The 25,254-nt window shown below is 67.9% G+C and carries 25 protein-coding genes and 1 tRNA gene; 4 read left to right on the top strand and 22 right to left on the bottom strand.

All coding sequences use genetic code 11. The features are described from left to right. Window positions 1–3: 3 nt before the first annotated feature. Together D6T64_RS15870 and D6T64_RS15865 are read right to left on the bottom strand one after the other, a co-directional pair. Window positions 4–1,263, bottom strand: a complete 1,260-nt coding sequence (locus D6T64_RS15870) for a glycosyltransferase (RefSeq protein WP_233551250.1) — start codon at window positions 1,261–1,263, stop codon at window positions 4–6. A 152-nt stretch (window positions 1,264–1,415) separates the two neighbouring features. Beyond that, entirely contained in the window at window positions 1,416–2,351 is a 936-nt protein-coding gene (locus D6T64_RS15865) for a DMT family transporter (protein ID WP_199719186.1), read from the bottom strand. 43 nt (window positions 2,352–2,394) lie between these two features. Between D6T64_RS15865 and def the strand changes: the two genes are divergently transcribed. Next, entirely contained in the window at window positions 2,395–2,967 is a 573-nt protein-coding gene (gene def, locus D6T64_RS15860; protein WP_119975651.1) for a peptide deformylase, read from the top strand. A 10-nt stretch (window positions 2,968–2,977) separates the two neighbouring features. Here def and D6T64_RS15855 read toward each other — a convergent pair whose 3' ends face one another. The 14 genes from D6T64_RS15855 to D6T64_RS15790 form a co-directional block, all read right to left on the bottom strand. After that, the gene (locus D6T64_RS15855; protein WP_119975650.1) at window positions 2,978–3,283 is read right to left on the bottom strand and encodes an AzlD domain-containing protein; all 306 of its coding nucleotides are present in this window, start codon (window positions 3,281–3,283) and stop codon (window positions 2,978–2,980) included. Then, window positions 3,280–4,062 carry an AzlC family ABC transporter permease gene (locus D6T64_RS15850; RefSeq protein WP_119975649.1) on the bottom strand — a complete coding sequence of 261 codons (783 nt, stop codon included), beginning with the start codon at window positions 4,060–4,062 and terminating at the stop codon, window positions 3,280–3,282. The genes D6T64_RS15855 and D6T64_RS15850 overlap by 4 nt, the downstream gene beginning before the upstream one ends. After that, the gene (locus D6T64_RS15845) at window positions 4,063–4,935 is read right to left on the bottom strand and encodes a sensor histidine kinase (RefSeq protein ID WP_119975648.1); all 873 of its coding nucleotides are present in this window, start codon (window positions 4,933–4,935) and stop codon (window positions 4,063–4,065) included. 89 nt (window positions 4,936–5,024) lie between these two features. After that, a tRNA-Asn gene (locus tag D6T64_RS15840) sits at window positions 5,025–5,097 on the bottom strand. 144 nt (window positions 5,098–5,241) lie between these two features. After that, the gene (locus D6T64_RS15835; protein WP_119975647.1) at window positions 5,242–6,258 is read right to left on the bottom strand and encodes a D-isomer specific 2-hydroxyacid dehydrogenase family protein; all 1,017 of its coding nucleotides are present in this window, start codon (window positions 6,256–6,258) and stop codon (window positions 5,242–5,244) included. After that, window positions 6,245–7,090, bottom strand: coding sequence for an ATP-binding cassette domain-containing protein (locus D6T64_RS15830; protein WP_233551248.1), 846 nt, complete (start codon window positions 7,088–7,090; stop codon window positions 6,245–6,247). Before D6T64_RS15830 ends, D6T64_RS15835 begins: the two co-directional genes overlap by 14 nt. Window positions 7,091–7,315: 225 nt before the next feature. Further along, window positions 7,316–8,950 (bottom strand): ABC transporter substrate-binding protein, encoded by a 1,635-nt coding sequence (locus D6T64_RS15825; protein WP_119975646.1) that lies wholly within the window; start codon window positions 8,948–8,950, stop codon window positions 7,316–7,318. Between the two features lie 40 nt (window positions 8,951–8,990). Further along, window positions 8,991–10,913, bottom strand: a complete 1,923-nt coding sequence (gene dnaG, locus D6T64_RS15820) for a DNA primase (protein WP_119975645.1) — start codon at window positions 10,911–10,913, stop codon at window positions 8,991–8,993. After that, window positions 10,913–12,163: a deoxyguanosinetriphosphate triphosphohydrolase gene (locus tag D6T64_RS15815; protein WP_233551246.1), complete on the bottom strand. Its 1,251-nt coding sequence runs from the start codon at window positions 12,161–12,163 to the stop codon at window positions 10,913–10,915. Before D6T64_RS15815 ends, dnaG begins: the two co-directional genes overlap by 1 nt. Then, window positions 12,156–13,307, bottom strand: coding sequence for a tRNA dihydrouridine synthase DusB (gene dusB / locus D6T64_RS15810; RefSeq protein ID WP_119975643.1), 1,152 nt, complete (start codon window positions 13,305–13,307; stop codon window positions 12,156–12,158). The genes D6T64_RS15815 and dusB overlap by 8 nt, the downstream gene beginning before the upstream one ends. 102 nt (window positions 13,308–13,409) lie before the next feature. Next, window positions 13,410–14,075 carry a DsbA family oxidoreductase gene (locus D6T64_RS15805; RefSeq protein WP_233551244.1) on the bottom strand — a complete coding sequence of 222 codons (666 nt, stop codon included), beginning with the start codon at window positions 14,073–14,075 and terminating at the stop codon, window positions 13,410–13,412. A gap of 37 nt (window positions 14,076–14,112) precedes the next feature. Then, entirely contained in the window at window positions 14,113–14,967 is an 855-nt protein-coding gene (locus D6T64_RS15800) for an isoprenyl transferase (protein WP_119975642.1), read from the bottom strand. Next, a complete protein-coding gene (recO, locus tag D6T64_RS15795; protein ID WP_119975693.1) occupies window positions 14,964–15,704 on the bottom strand; it encodes a DNA repair protein RecO in 741 nt (246 codons plus the stop codon). The genes D6T64_RS15800 and recO overlap by 4 nt, the downstream gene beginning before the upstream one ends. Before the next feature lie 37 nt (window positions 15,705–15,741). Next, complete coding sequence (locus D6T64_RS15790) at window positions 15,742–16,107, bottom strand: nuclear transport factor 2 family protein (RefSeq protein ID WP_119975641.1); 366 nt, start codon at window positions 16,105–16,107, stop codon at window positions 15,742–15,744. 151 nt (window positions 16,108–16,258) lie between these two features. Between D6T64_RS15790 and D6T64_RS15785 the strand changes: the two genes are divergently transcribed. Continuing rightward, entirely contained in the window at window positions 16,259–16,936 is a 678-nt protein-coding gene (locus D6T64_RS15785) for a hypothetical protein (RefSeq protein WP_119975640.1), read from the top strand. 76 nt (window positions 16,937–17,012) lie between these two features. Here D6T64_RS15785 and leuA read toward each other — a convergent pair whose 3' ends face one another. Beyond that, complete coding sequence (gene leuA, locus D6T64_RS15780; protein WP_119975639.1) at window positions 17,013–18,785, bottom strand: 2-isopropylmalate synthase; 1,773 nt, start codon at window positions 18,783–18,785, stop codon at window positions 17,013–17,015. Window positions 18,786–19,122: 337 nt separating this feature from the next. On the opposite strand from leuA, the gene D6T64_RS15775 reads away from it, so the two are divergent. Continuing rightward, window positions 19,123–19,692 carry a hypothetical protein gene (locus D6T64_RS15775; RefSeq protein WP_147364590.1) on the top strand — a complete coding sequence of 190 codons (570 nt, stop codon included), beginning with the start codon at window positions 19,123–19,125 and terminating at the stop codon, window positions 19,690–19,692. 143 nt (window positions 19,693–19,835) lie between these two features. Beyond that, complete coding sequence (locus D6T64_RS15770; protein ID WP_119975637.1) at window positions 19,836–20,621, top strand: hypothetical protein; 786 nt, start codon at window positions 19,836–19,838, stop codon at window positions 20,619–20,621. A 413-nt stretch (window positions 20,622–21,034) separates the two neighbouring features. Here D6T64_RS15770 and era read toward each other — a convergent pair whose 3' ends face one another. From era to D6T64_RS15745, 5 genes are read right to left on the bottom strand one after another with little or no spacing between them, the layout of a single operon-like run. Next, window positions 21,035–21,937 carry a GTPase Era gene (gene era, locus D6T64_RS15765; RefSeq protein WP_119975636.1) on the bottom strand — a complete coding sequence of 301 codons (903 nt, stop codon included), beginning with the start codon at window positions 21,935–21,937 and terminating at the stop codon, window positions 21,035–21,037. Beyond that, complete coding sequence (locus tag D6T64_RS15760; protein WP_119975635.1) at window positions 21,924–23,249, bottom strand: hemolysin family protein; 1,326 nt, start codon at window positions 23,247–23,249, stop codon at window positions 21,924–21,926. Before D6T64_RS15760 ends, era begins: the two co-directional genes overlap by 14 nt. After that, window positions 23,246–23,713, bottom strand: a complete 468-nt coding sequence (gene ybeY / locus D6T64_RS15755) for an rRNA maturation RNase YbeY (RefSeq protein WP_119975634.1) — start codon at window positions 23,711–23,713, stop codon at window positions 23,246–23,248. The genes D6T64_RS15760 and ybeY overlap by 4 nt, the downstream gene beginning before the upstream one ends. Next, window positions 23,710–24,822, bottom strand: coding sequence for a PhoH family protein (locus D6T64_RS15750; protein WP_377011570.1), 1,113 nt, complete (start codon window positions 24,820–24,822; stop codon window positions 23,710–23,712). The genes ybeY and D6T64_RS15750 overlap by 4 nt, the downstream gene beginning before the upstream one ends. Continuing rightward, complete coding sequence (locus tag D6T64_RS15745; RefSeq protein ID WP_119975633.1) at window positions 24,812–25,189, bottom strand: HIT domain-containing protein; 378 nt, start codon at window positions 25,187–25,189, stop codon at window positions 24,812–24,814. The genes D6T64_RS15750 and D6T64_RS15745 overlap by 11 nt, the downstream gene beginning before the upstream one ends. Window positions 25,190–25,254: the final 65 nt, after the last annotated feature.

The following is a 25,254-nucleotide window of genomic DNA, read 5'->3' as shown; positions in this document are numbered from 1 at the left end:
CAGCTAGTCCGTTGCGTGTGTCGCGGCATCGTCGGCGACCAGCAGGGCCACCGGCTCACCACGATACAGGCATTCGAATGTGTTGAGCGTGCGCTTGATGTCGTGCGTGGCGATCAGCTTGAGTGACTCGCGCTTCAGGGCCTCGAGGTTCGCGGCATCCGCTGTCAGCACGGTCGTGAGCTTGTCGGCGAGGTCCTGGGCGTTGCCGGGGGCGAACAGGTATCCGTTTTGCTCATCGTGCACGAGGTGCGGCAACGCCATCGCGTTCGCGGCGACGACGGGCAGGCCCGAGGCCATCGCCTCCATCGTGGCGATGCTCTGCAATTCGGCGATCGAGGGCATCGCGAACACGGTGGCGCGGGAGTAAGCCGCGCGCAGCTCGGCATCCGTCACGTAGCCGGTGAAGGTGACGCGAGAGCGGATGCCGAGGGTGTCGGCCAGGTGCTCGAGGTTGCGCTTCTGGTCTCCCCCGCCGACGATCTCGATCTGAGCCTTCAGCGACGGGGCGAGCAGGGCCGCCGCCTGCAGCAGCACGTCGATCTGCTTCTCACCGGTGACCCGGCCGACGAAGAGGATGCGGTTCTCGGTGCGCGGCTCGAAGTTGGGCGAGTAGTTGTCGGCGTCGATGCCGCAGGACACGGCGTGCACCTCGGTGAGGCCGGTGTACTTCTTCAAAAACTGGGCGGCGCGCAGGGTGGGCGTGGTAACGGCGGCGGCCCGGCCGAAGGTGCGTCGGGCGGCCCGCCATGCGGCCTTGATCACTCGGTCTTGGAAGCCGAGTGGAATCAGCGAGAACTTGACCATGTTCTCGGGCATGAAGTGGTTCGTGCCGATCATGCGGATGCCGCGTTCTTCGGCTTCGATCGACACGCCGCGCCCGACGTTGATGTGGGACTGGAAATGCACGACGTCGGGCTTGAACGAGTCGAGGATGAGGCGGCTTTCGCGGCGCACGATCCACGGCAGGGCGAAACGCAGCCAGTCATGCGGGTACCAGCGCCAGCTGTGCAGGCGGTGCACCATCATCGGCTGGCCCTCGTGCATTTCCATCCAGCTGCCGTGCTTGCGCGAGGCGGCCGGTGCCATGATCTGCACCTCGTGGCCGCGGGCGACGAGCCCGGCGGCGAGGCGCTCAGCGAACCGGGCGGCACCGTTCACATCGGGTGCGAAGGTGTCGGCGGCGATGAGCACGCGGATCGGCTTGGCTCTGCGAGCCTGGGCTTCGGGCGACGATTCGCTCTGCAAATCGGTCGAGTCTGGCACGTGTCGTGGTCCCTACGTTGGTGTGCCGGGGATCATCATCCGGCGAGAAAATCTGGGCGTCGTCGTCGCCTTCGAGATGTACTGACGCTCCATACTAAACCGACACGCCGTCTCTGCGCCCCGGCGCGCGGTCGGTTCTCATTCCCGGCACGTCATCGGTCCAGCTGGCTGCCGAGTTGGGTGTCGAGCTGGGGGTGGTAGCGCGCGAGGCGAAAGACCCCCCAGATGGCGAGCGACCCGGCGACGACGAATGCGACCCCGGCCCACGGCGGCGCCTGCGACGCCTCGCCCAGAACGATGATGCCGATGCCGACCGCGACGAGCGGATCGATGACGGTGAGGCCGGCGATGACCAGGTCGGGCGGGCCGGATGCGTACGCGTTCTGCACGAAATAGGCCCCGAGTCCGGCGGCCAGCAGCAACCCCAGCACGCAGGTCAGCGTGAGCCACTCGAAGTTGCCGTTCTGGATGCGGTTGATGATGACCTTGGCGAGGGTCGCGACGAATCCGTAGACGACGCCGGCGCCGAGGATGTAGAAGATCGCCTGGAACCGGTGGCGCAGGTACCCGAAGGCGAAGCCGAACAGGGTCAGCACGCCCGCGAGCACGATCAGGATCGTGATCAGGTTCTGGTCGGTCACCGGTTTATCGACGGCCGTGAACGCGGCCACCGTGACGAACAGGCCCACGCCACCCACGCACATCACGATCGCGATGACGGATGCCCGGTTCAGCTTCACCTGGCTCAGGCGGGCATTCAGCACCGCCGTCAGAACCAGTGCGACCGCGCCGAGCGGCTGCACCACGATGATCGGGGCGTAGGCGAGGCTTGACAGCTGGAAGACGATGGCCAGGCCCAGCATGAGCGAACCGAACACCCAGGACGGCCGCGCGAGCAGCAACATCAGCTGCCGCGGGTTCAGCCCGCCGGTGACCTCGGCGGTGCTCGCCTCGACCTTGGTGACACCGCGGTGCTGAAACTGCGCGCCGAGCGAGAGGAAGACCGCGCCGATGAGGGCCAGCGGAATACCGATCGCCTGCCGGGGGTCGATGGTGATTTCCGCTGCCAGATCAGTCAGGTCGGTCATCACCTGTCGACCCTATCCACAACCATGGCGATATTCTTGTCAAATGGCCGTGCGATCGATAGTAATTTCCGGGGATCCCGTTCTCCACTCCCCCGCAGCATCCGTCGTCGAATTCGACGACACGCTGCGCACTCTGGTGACGGATATGTTCGAAACGATGGATGAGGCGCCGGGGGTGGGACTGGCCGCGCCGCAGGTGGGTGTGGGACTGCGCCTGTTCACCTACAGCTTCGAAGACGACCAGGACGTGCTCTGGCGCGGCGTGGCGATCAACCCCGAGCTGTGGATCACCCCGGTGCCCGCGGGCGAGGCCGACGAGGACGACCCCAACGAAGACGAGGGCTGCCTGTCGTTTCCCGGGGAACGCTTTCCGCTGCGCCGGGCGCAGTCGGCCATTTTGCGGGCCGTGGACCTCGACCAGAAGCCGTTCGAGATTCGAGCCGACGGCTGGCTGGCCCGAATTTTTCAGCACGAGTACGACCACCTCGACGGCACCCTCTACGTGGACCGCCTCGAGCACGCGCACGCCAAGATCGCGGCGAAGATCACCCGCAAGCGCAGCTGGGGCGTGCCCGGGCTGAGCTGGCTGCCCGGCGTCGACGACCTCGAGGGCTGAGCCCGCCCCCTTAGCTGAAAGCGCGGATCGCCGCGGCGACGCCCGCCGCGGCGATCACGACGACGATGAACGGCGCCTTCAGGGCGAACAGCCCGGCCGCCACGATGACAGCGGGCACCCGGGCGTCAAGCACGATCGCCTGGCCGCTGCCGAGCGTCTGCACGGCGATGAGCGCCGCGAGGAGCGCCACGGTGAGTAGGTCGGCGATGCGGGCCGGGCGGGGCTTGTGCAGCAGCGCGGGCGGCACGAGATAGCCCAGCAGCTTGAGGGCGAGCACGGCAATGGATGCCGCGATGATGATCTGCCAGAGGGTCACGAGGGCATCCGCTCGCCGGAAATGGGGCCGGTGCCGGCCTGTCGGGGGCCGAACCAGTTGAAGAACCCGACCACGACCGCGACGAGGGCAGCGACGAGCACCGGCACACCGGGCATCAGCACCGGCGTGAGGAGCGCCGCGACCACGGCGGCGGCCACGGCCACCGCAACGGCCTGAAGGCGCTTGAGTCGAGGCCACAGCAGCCCGACGAAGGCGGCGGCCGCGGCCGCGTCGAGGCCGTAGGCGCGGGTGTCGCCGAGCGCGTCACCGATCAGGGCGCCGGCGAGGGTCGTGAGGTTCCAGCCGATGAACACGGCGAGGCCGGTGACCCAGAACCCGGTGCGGCGACTCGTCGCGGTCGGCTGGGCGAGGGCGACGGCCGTGGACTCGTCGATGGTCAGCCAGCCCGCCGCGAGCTTCTTGTACCAGGTGTCGTTCCAGCGGCCGCCGGCCACGACCGGGGCGGTGCGCATGCCGTACAGGCTGTTGCGCACACCGAGCAGGGTCGCGCTGGCGATCGCGGCCGGGCCGGAGGCGAGGCCGCCGGCGGCGAGCACCCCGATCAGGGCGAACTGGGAACCGCCGGAGAACATCACGAGGCTGATGAAGCTGGTCTGCCAGATCGTCAGGCCGGCGGCGACCGAGAGGGCGCCGAAGGACACGCCGTAGGTTGCCGTGGCCAGGCCGACCGCGAGGCCGGCGCGCACCGCGAGGCGGTGATTGCGGGCATCCGTCACCGCGAGCGGTTCGAACGGCTCGGGTGCGGTGTCGGGGCTCATCTAACGCGACAGGTCGACGCCGTGCACGCCGTTGTGAAAGCGCAGCGACGGAAACACGGCGGAGACCGAGAAGCCGAGGCCGGGAACCGTGCCGGCGTTGAAGACGCCGCCGAAGAGCTGGGCGCGCTCGCGCATCTGGGTGATGCCGGCACCGGCGATGCTCTCGCTGAGGGCCTTGAGGTCGTCGTCGATCGTGTACGCGGTGCGCGCGGCGACCTCGTCGTCGCTCGAGCTGTCGCGGCGGGCGGCGGCGCGGATGCCGTCGTCGTCGATCAGCATCTGCAGGCCGTCCTGGGTCCAGGCGAACGACACGCGCGCCTCGGTGCCGAGGCCACCGTGCTTGAGCGCGTTCGCGAGGGAGCTCTGCAGGATGCGGTAGATCGCCAGTTCGGCGCCGGGCTTCAACTCGAAGCGCTCCCCCGACTCGGTGAAGTTCACGACGAGGCCGGCGTCGCGCATAACACGGAACAGGTCGCGGGCGGACTGCGGCCCGGGCTGGGCGGCGGCGACGGCCTCCCCCTCGCGGGCGATGGTGAGCACGCGGCGCATGTCGGCCAGGGCGACGCGGCCCTCGTCGACGATGTTCGCGGCGGCGCGCACGGCGGTCGACGGGTCGCTTTCGGCCATGTAGCGGGCGCCCTCGGCGCGGGTGATCAGCCGGGCGATCGAGAGCACGGCGACATCCTGCAGTTCGCGGATGATGCCCAGCCGCCCCTGCTGCTCGGCGAGCGAGAGCTCGAGGTCGATGCGCATCCGCTCGTCGGCGTTGCGGGTGAAGACCCGTCGGCGTGAGCGCACGAGGGTGATGATCCAGAGCGCGAGAAAGACCACGGCGGCCGTGAGGGCGATGTTCGTGAGGAGTGCGGGGGTCACGAACGGGGCCTTTCGTCACGGCTCTACAGCTGGGCCAGAAAATGGGACTAAAAAAGGCCACCCGGGGTGGAGCCCTGAGTGACCTTTCGCTCCCCGACTTGGACTCGAACCAAGAACCTGCGCATTAACAGTGCGCTGCTCTGCCAATTGAGCTATCGAGGAATACGTGCACCAGAGACTTCCTGGTACGGACTAAACAATCATCATTCCTGCGAACAGGTTTTTGTGTTGAACAGCGTTGCTACTTTACCAAGATCTGGGCCGTGCGCAAATTCGCGGCCGAGATTGGGTGCGTCGGGCCGGGGGTCAGTAGCCGAAATGGGGGTCAACGACCCCTACAAATCGGCCCGTCGTCAGGTAAGCGCGTACATTGAGCCGGATTCGCTCGGCTAACAGCGGTGCTGTCATCTCGGGCGTGTCGGCCATATGCGGTGTGATCAGGCATCGAGCTTCGTTCCAGAGCGGATGCCCCGCCGGCAGCGGTTCGGGATCGGTCACGTCGAGCGCGGCCCCGGCGATCGCTCCCGCGGCCAGGGCCGTGACCAGGGCGCCCGTGTCGACGAGCCCGCCGCGGGCGATGTTCACGAGCCGGGCGTGGGCCGGCAGCAGCGCGAGTTCGGGCGCGCCGATCAGGTGCCGGGTGCCCGTCGTGAGGGCTGCCGCGACCACGAGCACGTCGGTGCCCGGCAGCACGGCCGCGAGCTGGTCGCTCGGCACGGTGTGGGCCGCCCCCGGCACCGGCTCGAAGCTGCGCCGCACGACGGTGATCTGCGTCTCGAACGGCGCCAGCAGGCGGATGAGTTCGCGGGCGATGCCGCCGGCCCCGATGATCACGACCTTGGCGCCGTAGAGGGAGCGCCCGTCGGGCACCGGGTCCCATTCCGTGGCGCGTGCGCGCTTCGGCAGCACCCGCATCAGGGCGAGGGTCAGGGCGAGGGCGTGCTCGGCGACCGGCTGCGCATAGGCGCCCTTGGCGCTCGTGACCACGAGGCCGGGGCGGGCGTGGGCGGCGAGCACGCCGGCGAAGGCGTCCACACCCGCCCAGGGGAGCTGCACCCAGCCGACCTGCGGATTGTCGGCGAGTACCCGGCCGAGCTCGCCGGCACGTTGGTAGGAGAGCCAGACGAGGCCGCGGGTGGCCGCGGACAGCGGGGCCAGCGTGCCGCCGGCATCCGTCACCGCGCGGGCGAACGCCGGGGTCGGCTCAGGCAGGATCGAGATCGGGCCGACCACGGGCCGTTCCACCGCAGGCAACACCGTGGCCGGGGTGCCGAGCACTGCGTGGTGCTGGGCGCTGACGGGCTGCGGCTCACTCATCGTCATCGGTGTCGTCCGCGGGCGTCAGGGCGGCTGCGAGCTGCGCCACGTACGGATGCCACGGGTCGGCGAAGACCTCGTCGATCGTGCCGAGGCCCACGAGCACTCCCTGGTGCATAACCCCGATGCGGTCGGCGACCCGGCGCAGCACGGCGAGGTCGCTGCTGATCACGAGGGCCGAGAACAGGCGTTCCCGCTGCAGCTCGGCGATGACGTCGATCACGGCGTCGCGCACGAGCACATCGACGCCCGCGGTGGGTTCGTCGGCGATCAGTAGCGCCGGTTCGAAAACGAGGGCCCGGGCGAGGGCCACGCGCTGGCGTTGGCCGGCCGACAGTTCGTAGGGGAATTTGCTCAGCATCGCGAGCGGCAGCCGTACGGCGTCGACCATGGTGGCGACTTTCACGCCGAGCGCTTTGCGGTTGTACCGGTCGTCACGCTCCAGGATCGGTACCGCGACGATCTCCGCCACGGTCAGGGTCGGCGGCAGCAGGTCTGCGGCGTCCTGCGCGAGCAGGCCGACCTCATAGGTCAGCCGCGCCAGGGCGCGCCGCTTGATGCGGCGCAGGGGATGCCCGAGCACGGTCGCGTCGCCGCCGGTGATTTCGGGGCGCACGCCGGCCCCGGGGTCGGTGACGAAGCCGTCACCGGAGAGCACCCGAGCGATGGTGCTCTTGCCCGATCCGCTCTCCCCAAGCAGGCCGAGCACCTCCCCCGGCGCGAGGCGCAGGTTCAGCCCGTGCACGGCGACACAGGCGGGACTGGCACCGTGCGGCGGATATTCGATCGTGAGATCGCTGGCCACGATGGGCACCGCGGATGCCCCGCCGTGCGTCACGCCACCACCGCACCGTTCCGGGACACGTCGAAGGGGCGGACGGGCGGCCGTGCAACGGAGCTCATCATCCGACTGTAGCCGCGGTATCCGCTCGACCGGCACCGCCCCCTCCCGCGAGTGAGCAATTTTTGCACTTCCCGAGCCCGGGAAGTGCAAAAACTGCTCACTCGCGGGATCGGGCGGGATCTCGCGGGATCGGGCGGGATCTCGCGGGATCGGGCGGGGCTAGGGTGCCCGGGTGAGGGCGGCGTAGCGGAAGGTCTGGGACGGGTCGAGGGTGTCGTCGAGTCCGGTGATGTCCGGGCCGGTCACGGCGACCTGGGTGCCCTGCAGCAGCGGCAGCGTCGGCAGTGCCGCGGCGAGGTCGTCCTGGATCTGTTCGATCAGGGCGGTGCGCTCCCCCGCGTCGACCGTGGTCGCCTGCGTGGCTATCAGGTCGAGCAGCGCCGGGTCGATCCCGGCAGCGACGACGGCGTCGTCGGCGAACACCGGCCGCAGGTAGCTGTCGGCGTCGGCGTAGGCGGGCTCGCGGCCGGACTGGTAGACGGGGTAGGCATCCGCCTGGCGCTCGACGGCGTACTGGGCCGCGCCGGTGTCCTGCAGGGTTACCGCGAACGCGCCGGTGGCCTCGAGCTGGGCTTCGAGCAGGGCGTATTCGGCCGCGGATTCCGGCCCGTACAGCTCGGAACTGAAGTGCAACGTGAACGCGACCGGCAGGGTGATGCCCGCGGCGGTGAGGGTTTCGGCGGCCTGTTCGGGGTCAGGGCCGCCATCCCCGTCGCCGTAGAACCCGGTCAGGGTGTCGGTCGCTCCGACCAGCCCGGTCGGCACGGCCGAATACAGCGGCAGCTTGCTGCCCGTGTAGACCTGGGCGGCGAGCTGATCCCGGTCGATCAGCTCGGCAACGGCCACCCGCACCGCGAGGGCCTTCGCGGCATCCGCTTCGGGCGTGGCGGCGCCAAACGGCTGGCTGTTCGGGTCGAAAGCGAGAAAGCGGATGTCCCCGCCCGGCGCCTCGACGAGGGTGACGGCGTCGTTGCCGCGCAGGTCGTCGATGTCGGAGGCGGAGAGCGCGCCGAGGGCCACGTCGATGTTCCCCTCCTGCACGTCGAGTTTCAGGTTGGCCGCATCGGCGTAGTACTTGACGGTGATGTTCTCGGTGCGGGCCTGACCGATGAGTCCCTGGTAGCCGTCGAACGCCCGGTACTCGAGCATGTTGTCGCGGTCGAAGCGCGTGAGTGTATAAGGGCCGGCGAAGGCTTCCGCGTCGACGATGTCGTCGTCGTTGGTGAGGGCATCCGCCGCGAAGGTCTGCTCGTCGACGATGGCGCCGGCCGCCCCGGCGAGCACCCGGGGGAAGAGGGCGTCGTTTTCGGTGTCGAGGGTGAAGACGACGGTCGTCTCGTCGACGGCCACGGTGCTCGTGAGGTTGGCCAGCGGCGCGCCCGCGCCGGCCCCCGCGTTGATGGTGCGCTGGCGGTCAAAGCTGAAGACGACGTCGGAGGCGGTGAGGGCGTTGCCGTTGGCCCAGTCCAGGTCGGGTTTCAGCACCACGGTGTACTCGGTCGCCGAGGTGAAGCCCGCGGACTGGGCGATGTCGGGCTCGAGGTCGGCGGTGCCGTAGGGGCTGGCGAGCAGGTACGGAAAGACCTGCGACTGTACCGCAAACGATCCGGCGTCGCCGGCGGCCGCGGGGTCGAGGGCCGTCACGGTGCCGGTCGTGCCCACCGTGATCGGTTCGTCGGCGTCGATCACGGGCAGCTGCGGCGAACACCCGGTGAGCGCGAGGGTGGCGACGAGGCCGGTCACCATCACGATGCGCAGCGCGGGTCGGCGAGGCGTGGTGTGCGGCGGTGTCATAGAGAACCCTCCCGAGGTAGGGACCGGGCCGGTCGGATGCTCATTCGTCGCGCAGCCCGCGGCGCTCGGCCTCGACCCGCACCAGTTCGCGCTGCAGCACCGCGTAGACCTCGCGTTGCTCGGGATCGGCGCGTTGCAGCCGGCCGAGCAGCTCGGCCTTCTGCCGCAACAGGTCGCGGTCGATCAAGGCGATGGTGATGTCCTTCACGTAGCGGTGCACTTCTTTCTCGCTGCGTTCGGGCAGGTTCGCCATGGCGAGTTCGTGCACGAGGTTCGCCAGCTGCGGCGGCACGTCGTTCAGCACACGCTCGAGCCAGTCAGCCTGGTCGGCGTGGTCGAGGTTTGCGGCGATCGCGTCGCGCACCACGGCCAGGCCGGTGTGGGTGAAGCTGGTCTGCGCGGCCCGGCCGACGATGTCGACGCCGACGATGACCGGCAGCTGAAGCATCGCCATGAGGCCGTCGCGCTCGAGTCGGGTGACGGGGTCGCCCGGCAGTTCGACGAGCGCGAACGGGCGTTCGACGGCCATGGTGGCGACGGATGCCGCGTCCCCCGGCCCCGGGGAGTGCCGCCCATAGTCGCCGGCCGCGCCCCCGGAACTGCCGTCGCGGTAGCCGTCGGCGCGCGCGTTGCCGGCCTGGGCCTTGGCCTTCGCGCCGGCGACGGCTCGGGACACCTCGACCATGTCGATGCCGAGCATGCGGGCCAGCTCGCGGGTGTAGCCGGGGCGCAGGGTTTCGTCGCGGATGTCGCTGACCAGCGGGGCGGCCGAGCGCAGCGCGGCCGCGCGGCCCTCGACGGTCTCAAGGTTGTACTGGCTGAGCAGCTGGCGGATCATGAACTCGAACATCGGCTTCTTGGAGTCGACGAGCCGGCGCACGGCATCGTCGCCCCGGTGCAGGCGCAGGTCGCAGGGGTCGAGGCCTTCGGGCGGCACGGCCACGTAGGTCTGCGCGGAGAAGCGCTGCTCTTCGGCGAAGGCGCGCATGGCGGCTTTCTGGCCGGCGGCATCGGGGTCGAAGGTGAAGATGACCTCGCCCGCTCCGCTGTCGTCGCTGAGCACCCGGCGCAGCACCTTGATATGGTCGACCCCGAACGAGGTGCCACAGGTGGCGACGGCGGTCGTCACGCCGGCGAGGTGGCAGGCCATGACGTCGGTGTAGCCCTCGACGATGACGACCTGCTGGTTGCGGGAGATGTCCCGCTTGGCGAGGTCGAGCCCGTAGAGCACCTGGGACTTGTGGTAGACGGGGGTCTCCGGGGTGTTCAGGTATTTGGGCCCGGGGTCGTCGTCGAGCAGTTTGCGGGCGCCGAAGCCGATGGTCTGCCCGGTGATGTCGCGGATCGGCCAGACCAGCCGGCCGCGGAACCGGTCGTAGATGCCGCGGTCGCCGCTGGAGACCAGACCGGAGAGTGTGAGCTCTTCGGTCGTGAAGCCACGATTGCGCAGGTGCTTGGTCAGTTCGTCCCAGCTTTTCGGCGCGAAGCCGATGCCGAACATGGTCGCGGCGGCCTCGTCGAACCCGCGGCTGCCGAGAAATGCGCGGCCGACCTCGGCGCCGGGGCTGCCGAGCTGCTCGACGAAGAAGTCCGCGGCGGCCTGGTTGGCGGCGAGCAGCCGCGCGCGGTTGCCGTGTTCGGGCGCGGCGCCGGTGCCGCCCTCGTAGTGCAGTTCGAGTCCGACGCGGGCGGCGAGGCGCTCGACGGCCTCGCTGAAGGTGACGTGGTCCATCTTCTGCAAGAAGGAGTACACGTCGCCGCTCTCGCCGCAGCCGAAGCAGTGGTAGAAACCGACCTGCGGGCGCACGTGGAAACTCGGCGTGCGTTCGTCGTGGAAGGGGCACAGGCCCTTGAGCGATCCGATGCCGGCGGACTTGAGGGTGACGTAGTCGCCGATGATATCGGCGAGGTTGGTGCGGGCCTTGACCTCTTCGATATCGCTCTGGCGAATGAGCCCGGCCATCAGGCCTGCACGAGGTGTTCGTACCAGGCCAGTGCCGACTGGTCGGTGAGGCTCGCGACCTGGTCGACGACGACCCGCTTGCGGGCGGCATCGTCGGTGGCCGCGGCCCAGTCCTCCTGGGATCCGGGGTCGAGGTGCTGGTCGCCGGTCTCAAGCAGCCGGTCGGCGAGCAGGGTGAGCACCTGGCGTTGCTGCACGTAGATCGGCTTGCGGGTGTTGCGCGTCATCACGAACGCGGCGACGATGCCCTTGAGCACGGCGATCTCGGCCTGGATCTCGCGTGGCACGACAACGTGCGCTCCAAAACGGATGAAGTTCTCCGCCGGGAACTCCTGTCGGGTCGCCCGCACCGCGGCGCCGCTGAACCGGCCGATCAGCTGGCTGGTGAGGTTCTTCAGGCGGCCCTGGTCGCGGCGGCCGGCGGTCCAGCCGTCGAGCCAGACATCCAGTGCGTCGAGCCGGTTGAACGCTTTCTGCAGGTCGTTCTCGGACATGTCGTCGCCGACCCACTCCGACATCGTCGCGAGCAGTTCGTCGTGCTTGGCGCGGCTGCTGAGCAGGGCGACGTCGACGTATCCGTTGACGATCGCGTCTTCGAAGTCGTGCACGGAGTAGGCGATGTCGTCGGAGAGGTCCATGACCTGCGCTTCGATGCAGAGCTGGCGGGGCGGAGCCTGGTCGCGCAGCCAGTCGAAGGCGGGCAGGTCGTCTTCGTAGAAGCCGTACTTGGCGCGGCCGCTGGGGTCGGCGACCGAGGAGTTGACCGGCCACGGGTATTTGCAGCTGGCGTCGAGGCTCGCGCGGGTGAGGTTGAGGCCGTAGGAGCGGCCATCCGCCCCGAAGACCTTCGGCTCGAGGCGGGTCAGCAGGCGCAGGGTCTGCGCGTTGCCCTCGAAGCCGCCGATGTCGGCGGACCAGGTGTTCAGGGCCTTCTCGCCGTTGTGTCCGAACGGCGGATGCCCGATGTCGTGCGCGAGGCAGGCGGTGTCGACGATGTCGGGGTCGACGCCGAGCCGGTGCGCGATCTCACGCCCGACCTGCGCCACCTCGAGGGAGTGCGTGAGGCGATTGCGGGCGAAATCGAGGCCGGCCGTGGGGCTGAGCACCTGCGTCTTCGCCGCGAGGCGGCGCAGGGCGCTCGAGTGCAGCAGGCGGGCGCGATCGCGCGCAAAATCGCTGCGACGGGAGCTGTGTTCCTCGGGAAACCAGCGTGCCTCGTCGTGTTCGTTGTACCCGTTGCCGTTAGCCACCGCTGGTATCCCCTTCGCCCTCGGTCAAGTTGACGCGGTCCCGGCCGACCAGTTCGCGCGACTCGAGCCAGTACTGCGGCAGGGACGTCTTCTTCGGCGAGCCCGCCCGGCCGCGCGGCCCTTCGGCACCGGCGCCCGGGTAGGGCAGGTCGCCGTCGAGGGTGCCGAGCAGGTCGCCCAGCTGGGCGAGGGATTCGACCATGGCGAGGCTCGCGCGGGTGTCGCCGCCGACCGGGTAGCCCTTGAAATACCAGGCGACGTGCTTGCGAATATCGCGGCAGGCCCGGGCTTCGCTCTCGAAGAACTCGGTGAGCAGTTCCGCGTGGCGGTAGAAGGCCGCGGCGACCTGGCCCAGCGAGGGCTCGATCGTGAGCGACTCGCCCTTGAAGGCCGCGGCGAGGTCGCCGAACAGCCACGGGCGGCCCAGGCAGCCGCGCCCGACGACGACCCCGTCGCATCCGGTTTCATCCATCATGCGCAGCGCGTCGCCGGCCGACCAGATGTCGCCGTTGCCGAGGATCGGGATGTCGGTGATGGTGTTTTTCAGGGTGGTGATGGCCGACCAGTCGGCCTGGCCGGAGTAGTAGTCAGCGGCGGTGCGGGCGTGCAGGGCGATCGCGGAGACGCCGGCGCCCTGGGCGGCCTTGGCAGCCTCGAGGTAGGTGAGGTGGTCGGCGTCGATGCCCTTGCGCATCTTGATGGTCAGCGGCACGTCACCGGATGCGGTGACCGCGGCCTCGACGATGTCACGGAACAGTCCGCGCTTCCACGGCAGGGCCGCCCCGCCGCCCTTGCGGGTGACCTTGGGCACCGGGCAGCCGAAGTTGAGGTCGATGTGGTCGGCGCGGTCCTCGGCGACGAGCATCGTGACGGCCTCGGAAACCGTGTAAGGGTCGACGCCGTAGAGCTGGATCGACCGCACCGTTTCGCTCTCATGGTGGTTGATCAGGCGCATCGACTCGCGGGTGCGTTCGACGAGTGCCCGGGAGGTGATCATCTCGCTCACGTAGAGGCCGGCGCCGAATTCGCGGCACAGCCGACGGAAAGCGGTGTTCGTGATGCCGGCCATCGGCGCGAGCACTACGGGGATATCGAGCTCGAGCGGCCCGATGCGCAGCGGTTCGGTCGGGGAAGGGAAAGTCATGATCGTTCAAGTCTCCCAGATCGGGCGGCGCTTGCCCGCGCATTCCACGGGCTCAGCACCTAATCCCACCTGTTAGGGGATTATCGGTCGGCGCGCGGCGGGTCAGCGCTCGTCGCGGGCCTGGGTCAGCGCCTGCGTGAAGGCCTCGGGAGCCTGGGCGCCCGAGATGCCGTATTTGCCGTCGATGACGAAGAACGGAACCCCCTGGATGCCGTAGGCGGTGGCCTGGGCGACATCCGCTTTCACGGCAGCGAGGTGGTCGTGGGCGGTGAGGGCCCGCACCACGTCGGCCCGGTCGAGACCGATCTCGGCGGCGATGTCGGCGAGGTCTTCGATGCGGCCGACGTGCAGTCCGTCGACGAAATACGCCTTGAGCAGGCGTTCCTTCATGTCGAGCTGGCGGCCGTGGGCCTTGGCGTAGTGCAGCAGTTCGTGCGCAATGACCGTGTTGGTCTGGTGGATCGCGTCGTAGTCGTAGTGCAGTCCGACGCTCTCGGCGATGCCGGTCACGTTGGCGAGCATCTCGTGCACCTGCGCGACGGGCAGGCCCTTGGCCTGGCTGAGGTAGTCGACCGGGCTGCCGTCGAAGTCGACCGGGGTATCCGGGGAGAGTTCGAAGCTGTGGTATTCGACCTCGACGTTTCCGTCGAAGGCGGCCGCGCCGGCCTCGAACTTGCGCTTGCCGATGTAGCACCACGGGCACTGCACGTCCGACCAGATGTCGACCTTGATGGGAGCGGGCAGGGTGGCTTTCTCGGAGTTACTCACACGTGAGGCAACGTCTGTGCCGCCACACTATTCCCGCTCAGCTGGTGGGCGTGTCGATCGCCCCGCCGTAGCGGCGGTTGCGGGCGGCGTAGAGTTCCACGGCGCGCCACAGGTCGACCCGGGTGAAGTCCGGCCAGAGGGTGTCGAGAAAGACCATTTCGGCGTAGGCGCTCTGCCAGAGCAGAAAATTGCTGGTGCGCTGCTCCCCCGAGCTGCGCACGAAGAGGTCCACGTCGGGCATCTCCGGAATGTACAGGTGCCGGGCAATGGCCTTCTCGGTGACGCCGGAGGGCTTGAGCCGGCCGGCCGCGACGTCCTCGGCCAGGGCGCGCACGGCATCCGCCAGCTCGGTGCGACCGCCGTAATTCACGCACATGGTGAGCGTGAGCACGTCGTTGCCGGCCGTGAGCTGTTCGGCGTACTGCAGCTCGGTGATGACGGATGCCCACAGCCGGGGCTTCCGGCCGGCCCACCGCACACGCACCCCCCACTCGTTGAGCTGGTCCCGCCGGCGGTGCAGCACGTCGCGGTTGAAGCCCATCAGAAAGCGCACCTCATCGGGGGAACGCTTCCAGTTCTCGGTGCTGAAGGCATAGACGCTGAGGTGCTTCACTCCGAGCTGGATCGCACCGGCGACGACGTCGAGCAGCGCGGCCTCCCCCGCCTTGTGGCCCTCGACCCGGGTCAGGCCTCGGCCGTTCGCCCAGCGCCCGTTGCCATCCATGACCACGGCGACGTGGTTCGGAACGACCTTCGCGGGCAGCGCGGGCGGGTACAGACCGGTCCAGTCGAGCGGCTTGAACGCGACGGCGTCCTTGTGGGTGAACGGCTTGGGGGTTTTCGACGCGAACGGGTTCAGCGCTGACGGGTTCAGGGGGGACTTCGCTTTCATCGGGTGACGTGTTCGAGCGAACGCAGGCCGCGGCCCAGGTGGTACTGGGTGTGGGCGGCGACGATGCCGCCGGCCTGTGACCGGGTGCGGGGCTCGGTGGATTCCGCGTGCGGCCAGTCGCCGGTGAGCAGCGAACTCAGCAACGCGATGGTGCCGCGGTCCAGCCGCGGGGATCCGGGGGGCGCGCAGTTGTCGCAGACCACGCCGCCGAGCTGCACGACGACCGCGCTGTGGTAGCCCAGTTCCGTCAGCGCGCCGACGGCGCCGCAGCGGGCGCAGTCCTCGAAGCTCGGCGCCCAGCCGGCCATCGAGACGGCGCGCAGTAGGTAGGAGTCGAGGGTGAGCGAGGGACCGTGTTCCCGCCGCGACAGGGAACGCAGGGCGCCGACCAGCAGGATGTACTGCTGCAGGGAACCCTCGGTCTCGGTGAGTTTGTCGGCGGTTTCGACCATTACGCTGGCGGCCGTGTAACTGTCGTAGTCGGCGGTGATCAACGCGCCGTAGGACCCGAGCGATTCGGCCTGGGTGATGATGTCGAGGCTGCGGCCCTCGTAGAGTTGCACGTCGGCGACCATGAACGGCTCGAGCCGCGCCCCGAACTTGGAGCCCGTGCGCCGCACGCCCTTGGCGACGGCGCGTACCTTGCCGTGCTGGCGGGTCAGCAGGGTGACGATTCGGTCGGCTTCGCCCAGCTTGTGGGTGCGCAGCACGACAGCTTCATCACGGTAAACGGGCACAGTCCAGTATCCCCCCTGCACCTGTGCGCGAACCGCCTCAGCCGTCGGCGGGTTCTTCCATCCACCATTCGGTAAAGGCGCTCGCCCGGCCGTCGGGCGCGAGGCGAATCACCCACAGGTTGCGGTAGCGCGGACCACGCGCGTAGACGGTTGTCGCTTCGACGACCGCGACATGCTCATCACGCACCAGGGTGGTCCACTCGAAGCTGGTCTCCCCAGGCTCGTCGGCGGCCGAGAGCCACTCGGCCAGGATCTCGGCGTGTCCCGTCCACGGTTCCGAGTACGGTTCGGTGCGGTATTCCGCGTCTTCGGTGAAGAGGGCCACAATGTCGGCCGGGGCGTTGGATTCCCAGGCTCGGCGGTATCCGGCGATCCACTGGGCGAGGGCGCGATGATCGGTCATGGCACAGTTCTACCGCCTCCGACTCTCGGCCGATAGTCACCGGCCTCCCAGAGTCGGGAATGCGGTCAAGACAGGCCAGAACTGGCTCTGGTTTTATCCCCGAACTGGGGGGAAACTGGGTGAAACAATTCCCGTCAGTAGGAGGTATCTCATGACCCCGGTCGAGGGCACTTCGCCCGACCTGATGCCCGTGCTCTCGCGCGGCAAGCATCGCACCCCACGCAGCGGCGGCTGCTTCATGGAATTCGCCTCGTACCTCGCGGGCGAGTCGTGGAGCGATCATCCCGCCTGCACGCATCCGGTTCTCGCGTCCCTCGCGAGAATGGTGAACGACTGCACGTCGGACACCGCCCGTTCCCAGCTCTCTCCCCTGATCCCGTCGGTGATCGGCCTGAAAGGCGACGATCGTCGGGTCGCGCCGGTCGTGGCGTTGCGCGCCGCGACCGCGGCTCTTCCGGTCGCCAGCGCTGAACGACAGCGGGCGCTCTCGGTCGGCATCCTCGCCTGCGAGCGGCGACTCGCCGCCCTCGACGAGAGTGCCAGCCGGCAGGCATCCGCTCAGGCCCGGGATGCGTTCGCCCAGGCCCCCGACGCCGAACGCTGGGCCAACGACTTCATCTTCTCGGTGCGGTCCTGGTCACGCACGAAGTTCACCAACCACACGGCGGATTCGATTCTGCGGGTGTCAGTGCAGGGCATCGCCGAGGCCTGCATCAACAACCCCGATGAGCGCCTGAACGCCCTGCTCACCCAGGCCATCGCCGACTGCGACGCGATCTTGCGCGCACCGACGGATGCCCGGGTCGCTCCGGTGCCGGCCCGGTTCTGATCGGTCTGCACCACGACGAACCGCCCCGAACCTTTCAGAGGGTTCGGGGCGGTTCGTCGTCGTGGTCGCGTGGTCGCTAGACCGCAGCGAGCTCGGGGGTTGCGGTCTGCTGCTCGACGCGGATGCCGCGGTTCACGGCCGACACGACGGCCTTGAGCGAGGCGGTCGAGATGTCGGCGTCGATGCCCACGCCCCAGTAGCGCTTGCCGTTGACGTCGAGTTCGACGTAAGACGCCGCGAGGGCATCGCCACCGGCGCTCATCGCGTGCTCGACATAGTCGTAGAGGGTGATGGCGATGCCGCGACTGGCCATGACGGTGAGGAACGCGTTGATCGGGCCGTTTCCGGTGCCGGTCGCGGTGCTCGTGGTGTCGCCGTCGCGCAGGTCGACGGTCAGGTCGACCGAACCGGCCAGGTCGCTCGCGGTGCGGGTGGAGAACAGTTCGAAGCGACCCCACTTCGCGTCGGGCTGCGTGTGCTCGGCGGGCAGGTACTCGTCGTTGAAGATGTTCCAGATCTGGTCACTGGTGACCTCGCCGCCCTCGGCATCCGTCTTCGTCTGCACGACGCCGGAGAATTCGATCTGCAGCTTGCGCGGCAGGTCAAGGGAGTGGTCGGTCTTGAGCAGGTAGGCCACGCCGCCCTTGCCGGACTGCGAGTTGACGCGGATGACCGCTTCGTAGCTGCGGCCGAGGTCCTTCGGGTCGATCGGCAGGTACGGCACGGCCCAGACGAGGTCGTTGACGGTGCAGCCGTCGGTGGCCGCCTGGGCGTCCATCGACTCGAAGCCCTTCTTGATGGCGTCCTGGTGGGAGCCGCTGAAGGCGGTGAAGACCAGGTCGCCGGCCCAGGGGCTGCGCTCGGGCACCGGCAACTGGTTGCAGTATTCCGCGGTGCGCTTGATGGTGTCGATGTCGCTGAAGTCGATCTGCGGGTCGATGCCCTGCGTGAACAGGTTCACGCCGAGCGCAACGAGGTCGACGTTGCCGGTGCGCTCGCCGTTGCCGAAGAGGCAGCCCTCGATGCGGTCCGCGCCGGCGAGGAATCCCAGCTCGGCGGCCGCGATCGCGGTTCCGCGGTCGTTGTGCGGGTGCAGGGACAGCAGCACGTTCTCGCGGTGGGCCAGGTTGCGGGACATCCACTCGATGGAGTCGGCGTAAACGTTGGGAGTGGCCATTTCGACCGTGGCCGGCAGGTTGATGATGACCTTGCGCTCCGGTGTCGGCTCGAAGATCTCGATGACCTGATTGGAGACCTCGACGGCGAACTCGAGCTCGGTGCCGGTGAAGCTCTCGGGCGAGTACTCGTAGTAGATGGTGGTGCCGGGGATCGTGGCTTCCATGCTCTTGCAGAGACGGGCGCCGAAGAGCGCCAGGTCGATGATGCCCTGCTTGCTCTCGCGAAAGACGACCTCGCGCTGCAGGATGCTGGTGGAGTTGTAGAGGTGCACGATGGCCTGCTTGGCACCGGCGATCGACTCGTAGGTGCGCTTAATGAGGTGTTCGCGGGCCTGGGTGAGCACCTGGATCGTGACGTCGTCGGGAATCGCGCCCTCGTCGATGAGGCTGCGCACGAAGTCGAAGTCCGTCTGGCTGGCCGACGGAAAACCAACCTCGATCTCCTTGTAGCCGATGCGCACGAGCAGGTCGAACATGATGCGCTTGCGTTCGGGGCTCATCGGGTCGATGAGTGACTGGTTGCCGTCGCGCAGGTCGACCGCGCACCAACGCGGGGCCTTCTCCATGTGCTTGGTCGGCCAGGTGCGGTCGGGCAGGTCCACGGCGAACTGCTCGTGGTACGCCTGATAGCGGTGGATCGGCAGTGCGGACGCGGTCTGGTTGTTCTTCATTTCTTCGGATCTCCTCGATCGGTATCGATGGTGTCAGCAGCCAACGACAAACTCCGCGACGAGGGAGGCCTTCAGATTAGGACTCGTCGCGGCAGCTAAGGAGGAGCAGACCGTTCAGCACCCCTCCAAGCTAGCACCGTTTGCCCACCCGCGAAGCTCCGCGACCCGCGCCACCGCGCCGCGCTAAGCCCGCGAGGGGTCCGCGAGTGAGCAGTTTCTGCACCAAAACTCCGCGGGAAGTGCAAAAACTGCTCACTCGCGAGATTTGAGCCGTGCGATGCCGGATTGGCCCTGTGGAGAACTCCCACGGGCGAGTCCCGTGCCCTACGGTGACCGCATGCGCCCACATTCCCGCACAATTCTGCCGAAACTCGTTGCTTTCGCAATCGTTGTCGGCCTGAGCGGATGCGCCGCCACCCCCGATTCCACTCCCCCGCCGCCCGCGCCCTCACCGACCGCGGCCGCCGCTCCCGTCTTCGCCAACAACGACGAGGCACTCGCCGCCGCCACGGAGGCCTACGCCGCCTACCTGTCGACCGCCGACCTAGTCACCGCGGAGGGCGGCACCAACCCTGAACGTATCGCGCCCTTCGTAACCGCGGAATATCTCGCGACCGAACTGGCCGAACTGGCCGAGTTTCAGGAGCTTCAGGTACGCACTACCGGCGCGACTGTCTTCAGAGTGACCAAGCTTCAGTACGCCGATTACCTCAACCCGACGGAAGTCGAGGTGGCTGTCTACATCTGCGAAGACGTCAGCGGTCTCGATGTCATTGACGCGGAAGGCACCTCGCTTGTGGCGTCAGACCGGCTGCCGCTGACTCCGTTCGAGGTTCGCTTTCAGATGAAATCCAGCATCCTGGTTGTATCGGCTCGAGTACCTTGGAGAGGTGGGGGCGTGTGTTGATCCTGCGTGGGCTGACAGTGATTGCGATTGTGCTGTCCTTCTTCTCGTCACCTTCCATCACTTGGAGCTTGAGTACGTCCGGCGACGTCCCATGTACTCGGCTGAAGAAGGCATTGAAGCTATGTGACGGGATCAGCACAACCTTGGACGGTACTGTCCTCAACCTCAGCACGACCGAGGAAGAAGCGGCGGCGGCAGACGTCGCCTATGCAAGACGGGCGAATGCCGTCTACGGCACAGGCCGGGTCACTGCCCCCCGAGCCCCGGGCCGCGGCACACGGATCTATGCCGGTCACATCGCGGGCCCCGGCCTCGTCGAGGACTGGCCGGACCGGTTCTACCGCGTCTGCTTTCCCGGCGAACCGGACGATCCGTGCAACCCGCCTGCGCCGGTCGATCTGGTCACCCCGGGGATCCCCGCCGTGCGCATCAGCGATCTGGCCAGTTTCACCCCGGACTCCCCCACCCAGCAGATGCAACCCAACGGCTGGATGGTGAAGGGGCTCGCGACGAACTTCGTGGCGCGAGCATCCGCTCACGAACAAACCGGGGAATTGCTCGGCCAGCCCGCCGACGTGCGCTTCACCCCGGCCGGCTACGGCTGGGACTACGGCGACGGCACCACCGGCAGCTCCGCCACGGGCGGAGCCACCTGGCAAGACCTCAACGTGCCAGAATTCAGCGAGACCGCAACGAGCCACACCTACGAACCCGGCCAATACACGATCACTCCGAGCGTCACCTACACCGCCGAATACCGCTACTCCGGATCCGATTGGCAGCCCGTTGACGGCACCATCACCATTCCCGGAACACCGACGACCGCGACGGCCTGGGTGGTGCGCACCGCGCTCGTCGCCAAGAACTGCCTCGACGACCCCGACGGCATCGGCTGCAACACGAAAGACGACCCCATCCCCAACCAGTGAGCGGCCAGGGGTGAGAAGCCACGGCGGCCAATCCCGTTGGTTGAGATTTCGGCAGGCTCAATCCGGCGGCCTGCGCGCGAAGCGCGCTGGTCGAAACCGGGCGAGCCGACCCCCAGACCGTACGTCGGCTCGCGGTGGTTTCGATACGCGGGCGAAAGGCGTGCCCGCTACTCAACCAGCGGATGGGGAATTCCGCTGGTTGGGCCTGCGCGCGAAGCGCGCTGGTCGAAACCGGGCGAGCCGACCCCCAGACCGTACGTCGGCTCGCCGTGGTTTCGACACGGGCGCGCCAACAGCATGCGCGCCCTGCTCAACCAGCGGAACCTCGCCCCGCTGGTTGGGCCTGCGCGCAGAGCGCGCTGGTCGAAACCTCGTAGGCCAGCCCTCAGGCTGCAGGTCGGCCCTGGGGCGGGCTAGAAGCCGAGGCGGCCGAGCTGCTTCGGGTCGCGCTGCCATTCCTTGGCGACCTTGACCCGCAGCGAGAGAAACACCCGCTTGCCAACGAGCGGCTCGATCTGCTTGCGCGCACGGCTGCCGACGTCTTTCAGGCGGCTGCCCGACTTGCCGATGATGATGCCCTTCTGGCTGTCGCGCTCCACGAACAGGTTCGCGTAGACCTCGACCAGTTCCTGGTCGTCACGCTCGATGATGTCGTCGATCGTGACCGCGATCGAGTGCGGCAGTTCGTCGGTGACGCCCTCGAGCGCGGCCTCACGGATGTACTCCGAAATGCGTGACTCGAGCGTCTCGTCGGTGATCGTGTCGGCGGGGTAGAGCGGAGCGTTCGAGGTGGGAACCAGGCGCATCAGCTCGGTCGCGAGCGTGTCGAGCTGGATGCGACTGGTCGCCGAGATCGGAACGATCGCTTCCCAGTCGCGCAACTGCGATACCGCGAGCAGTTGGTTGGCCACGTTCGTCTTCGACGACGCGTCGATCTTCGTGACGATGGCGACCTTCTTGGCGCGAGGGAAGGCATCCAGCTGCTCGTTGATGAACTTGTCGCCCGGGCCGATGGGCTCGTTGGCGGGGATGCACAGGCCGATCACGTCGACGCCGGCGAGGGTCGCCGTGACGAGGCTGTTCAACCGCTCACCCAGCAGGGTGCGCGGTTTGTGGATGCCGGGGGTGTCCACCAGGATCAGCTGGCCGTTCTTCTGGTGCACGATGCCGCGAATCGCCCGGCGGGTGGTCTGAGGCTTCGACGACGTGATCGCAACCTTTTCCCCCACGAGAGCGTTGGTCAGGGTGGACTTGCCCACGTTCGGGCGGCCCACGAACGACACAAAGCCGGCTCGGTACTGGTCAGTTGCGCTCATCTGGTGTTACTCCTTCGTCATCCGTCACTCCGAGGAATGCGGTCTGCGCGTCAATCAGCGCGTCGTCTCGGTGCACCAGAACGGTGCTGATTCTTTTGCGGCGGCCCTCGGTGCGTTCGGCGACCAGGACGAGGCCACTGATAGCGGCCTCCGACCCGGCGACGGGCAGCCGTCCGAGCACCTTGGCCAGCAGCCCGCCGACCGAATCCACGTCGTCGTCGTCGAGCTCCAGCTCGAAGAGCTCGCCGAGCTCATCGACCGGAAGTCGGGCGCTGACCCGAAAATGGCCGTCGCCGAGGTCTTCGACCTCGACGATCTCCCGGTCGTACTCGTCGCTGATGTCGCCGACGAGCTCCTCGATCAAGTCTTCCAGGGTGACCAGCCCGGCGATTCCGCCGTACTCGTCGACGACCATGGCGAGGTGGTTGGACTCGAGCTGCATCTGGCGCAGGGTCTCGTCGGCCTTTTTCGATTCGGGAACGAAGACCGCCGGGCGGGCAAGGTCGGCCACGGTCAGGGTTTCGGCGTTCGCCGGCCGCTCATAGACGAGGCGGGCCACGTCGCGCAGGTAGAGGATGCCGGTCACGTCATCGACCTCGTCGCCCTGCACGGGCACCCGGGAGTAGCCCTTGCTGAGGAAGAGGCCCATGGCGGCGCCGAGGAGGGCATCCGCTTCGATGGTCACCATGTCGGTGCGCGGCACCATGACCTCACGCACGAAGGTTTCGTTGAACTCGAAGATCGAGTGGATGAGTTCGCGGTCGTCTTCTTCGATCACGTCGAGTTCGGTCGCCTCGTCGACCATGCTGAGCAGCTGGTCCTCAGAGGTGAAGGTGGCGAGCCGGGTGCGGCCGGGCGTGACGCGGTTGCCGAGGGCGACCAGGGCGTTGGCGACCGGGCCGAGCAGCACGCGTACGAAGTGAACGAGCGGAGCGTTGAGCTTCAGCAGGTTGACCGGATTTGCGCGGCCGACACTGCGGGGGCTCGCGCCGACGAGCACGAACGATACCGCCGTCATGATCAGGGCTGAGAGCAGCAGCGCGAGCCAGAGCGCGTCGATCGTGGTCGCGAAGACCAGGGTCACGAGCACCGCCGCGGTGGTCTCCGCGATGATGCGCATGAAGTTGATCGCGTTCAGGTGAGCGCCGGTGTCGTTGGCGATGGCCAGCAGGGACCGACTGGCGCGCGAGTTCTCGGCCAGCTCGGCAATATCAGCGCGGGACTGCGCGGTGATCGACGCGTCGACGGCCGCCATGAGACCCGCGAAACCCACCAACAGGATGGCCGCGGTGAGGAACCACCCGACGATCATTGGGCGCGGCGTCGATCCTGCATGCTGAAGCCGACAAGGATGTCGCGCTGGATGCCGAACATCTCTTTTTCTTCGGCCGGTTCGGCGTGGTCGAAGCCGAGCAGGTGCAGGATTCCGTGGGTGGTGAGCAGCAACAGCTCATCGAGGGTGCTGTGGCCGGCGGTCTCCGCCTGGGCCTGGGCGACCTGCGGGCAGAGCACGATATCGCCGAGAAGCCCGGGAGGCGTCTCCTGCTCCTCGGTGCCGGGACGCAGTTCGTCCATCGGAAAGCTGAGCACGTCGGTGGGGCCGGGTTCGTCCATCCACTGCACGTGCAGCTGCTCCATGGCGCCCTCGTCGACGAGCACGATGGCCAGTTCGGCGTCGGCGTGCACGTGCATGGTGTCGAGCGCGAACGCCGCCAGCCGTTGGATGGCGGCCTCGTCGACAGGGATGGCCGACTCATTGTTGATTTCGATGCTCAACTGGAACTCCGTTTCGGAAGGCGAACGCGTGAACTCGGTGCGCGTGGGGCGGCCCGGTTCGCGAATTCACGCGCCTCGAGCCCTTCCTGGTGCAGGGCCTGTTTCTTGGCGTCGTACTCGGTATAGGCGTCGACGATGCGGCCGACGAGGGAATGGCGAACGACGTCGTCGCTCGAGAGGTGGGAAAAGTGGATGTCGCCGACCGCGTCGAGCACGCGGCCGACGAGCTTGAGGCCGCTCGTGCCGACCGGCAGGTCGATCTGGGTGATATCGCCGGTGACGACCATTTTGGACCCGAAGCCGAGCCGGGTCAGGAACATCTTCATCTGCTCCGGCGTGGTGTTCTGCGCCTCGTCGAGCACCACGAATGACGAGTTGAGGGTGCGGCCGCGCATGTAGGCGAGCGGGGCGACCTCGATGGTGCCGGCGGCGAGCAGCTTGGGCAGCAGTTCGGGTTCGAGCATCTCGCCGAGGGCGTCGTAGAGGGGGCGCAGGTAGGGATCGATCTTGTCGGTGAGGCTGCCCGGCAGAAACCCGAGGCGTTCGCCGGCCTCGACGGCCGGGCGGGTCAGGATGATGCGATCGACCTCTTTGCTCTGCAGCGCGCGCACCGCCTTGGCCATCGCGATATAGGTCTTGCCGGTGCCGGCCGGGCCGATCCCGAACACGACGGTGTTCGCGTCGATCGCGTCGGAATACTCTTTCTGGCCCAGGGTTTTCGGGCGGATGCTCTTGCCCCGCACCGTGAGGATCGCCGGCCCCAGCAGGTCGGAGGGACTCACCGTGCTGTCGGCGTGCAGCATGCGCGCGGACGTGGTGATGACTTCTTCGTCGACGGTGTGGCCGTCGCTGACGGTGTGCTGCAGCTCCTCAATGAGACGGTGCACGGCGTCGCGCTCAACGGTCTTGCCGGTGAGGGTGATCTCGTTGCCGCGCACGTGCACGCTGACCGACGGGTATTGCTTCTCGATCGTGCGCAGGAACCGGTCTGAGGGCCCGAGCAGGCTGACCATGGAACCGTCGATCAGGATGCGCAGCTGGTCGTCGGGCTCGGCTCGATCGGTCGGGTCGTTCGCTGCCGACCCGGGAGTTGCCGGGTTAGAGGGCACCAAGCGAGTCCTCCCCGAGCGTTTCGCTCGCTGTCGGTGATCCGAGCACGTGGGCGTGCACGTGGAAGACGGTTTGGCCCGCGGCTTCCCCGGTGTTGAAGACGAGGCGGAACTGCCCGTTGGTGCGCTCGGCGGCGATCTGGCGGGCGAGGCCGACGAGGTCGGCGAGCAGGGCGGGGTCGCCGGCGGCCAGTTCGACGACGTTGCGGTACTGCGGATCCTTGGTGGTGATCACGACATGTACCGGCGCTTTGGGCGCGATGTCCTCGAACGCAATGAGCCGGTCAGTCTCGGCGACGATGGTGGCCGGGATCTGCCGGTCGATGATGCGGCTGAAGATGGACGGTTCGGCACCGGAAGAAGACATACCTCTATCTTAAGCGAGCGATGCGGCGTGACGCGCTACCCGCCGCGCCGCGCGCCCGGCTACCG

It is taken from the genome of Cryobacterium melibiosiphilum (assembly GCF_003602235.1).
Lineage (GTDB): Bacteria > Actinomycetota > Actinomycetes > Actinomycetales > Microbacteriaceae > Cryobacterium > Cryobacterium melibiosiphilum.
Note: the sequence above shows the minus strand (reverse complement) of the source record. Positions and strands in the feature narration are given on the sequence as shown.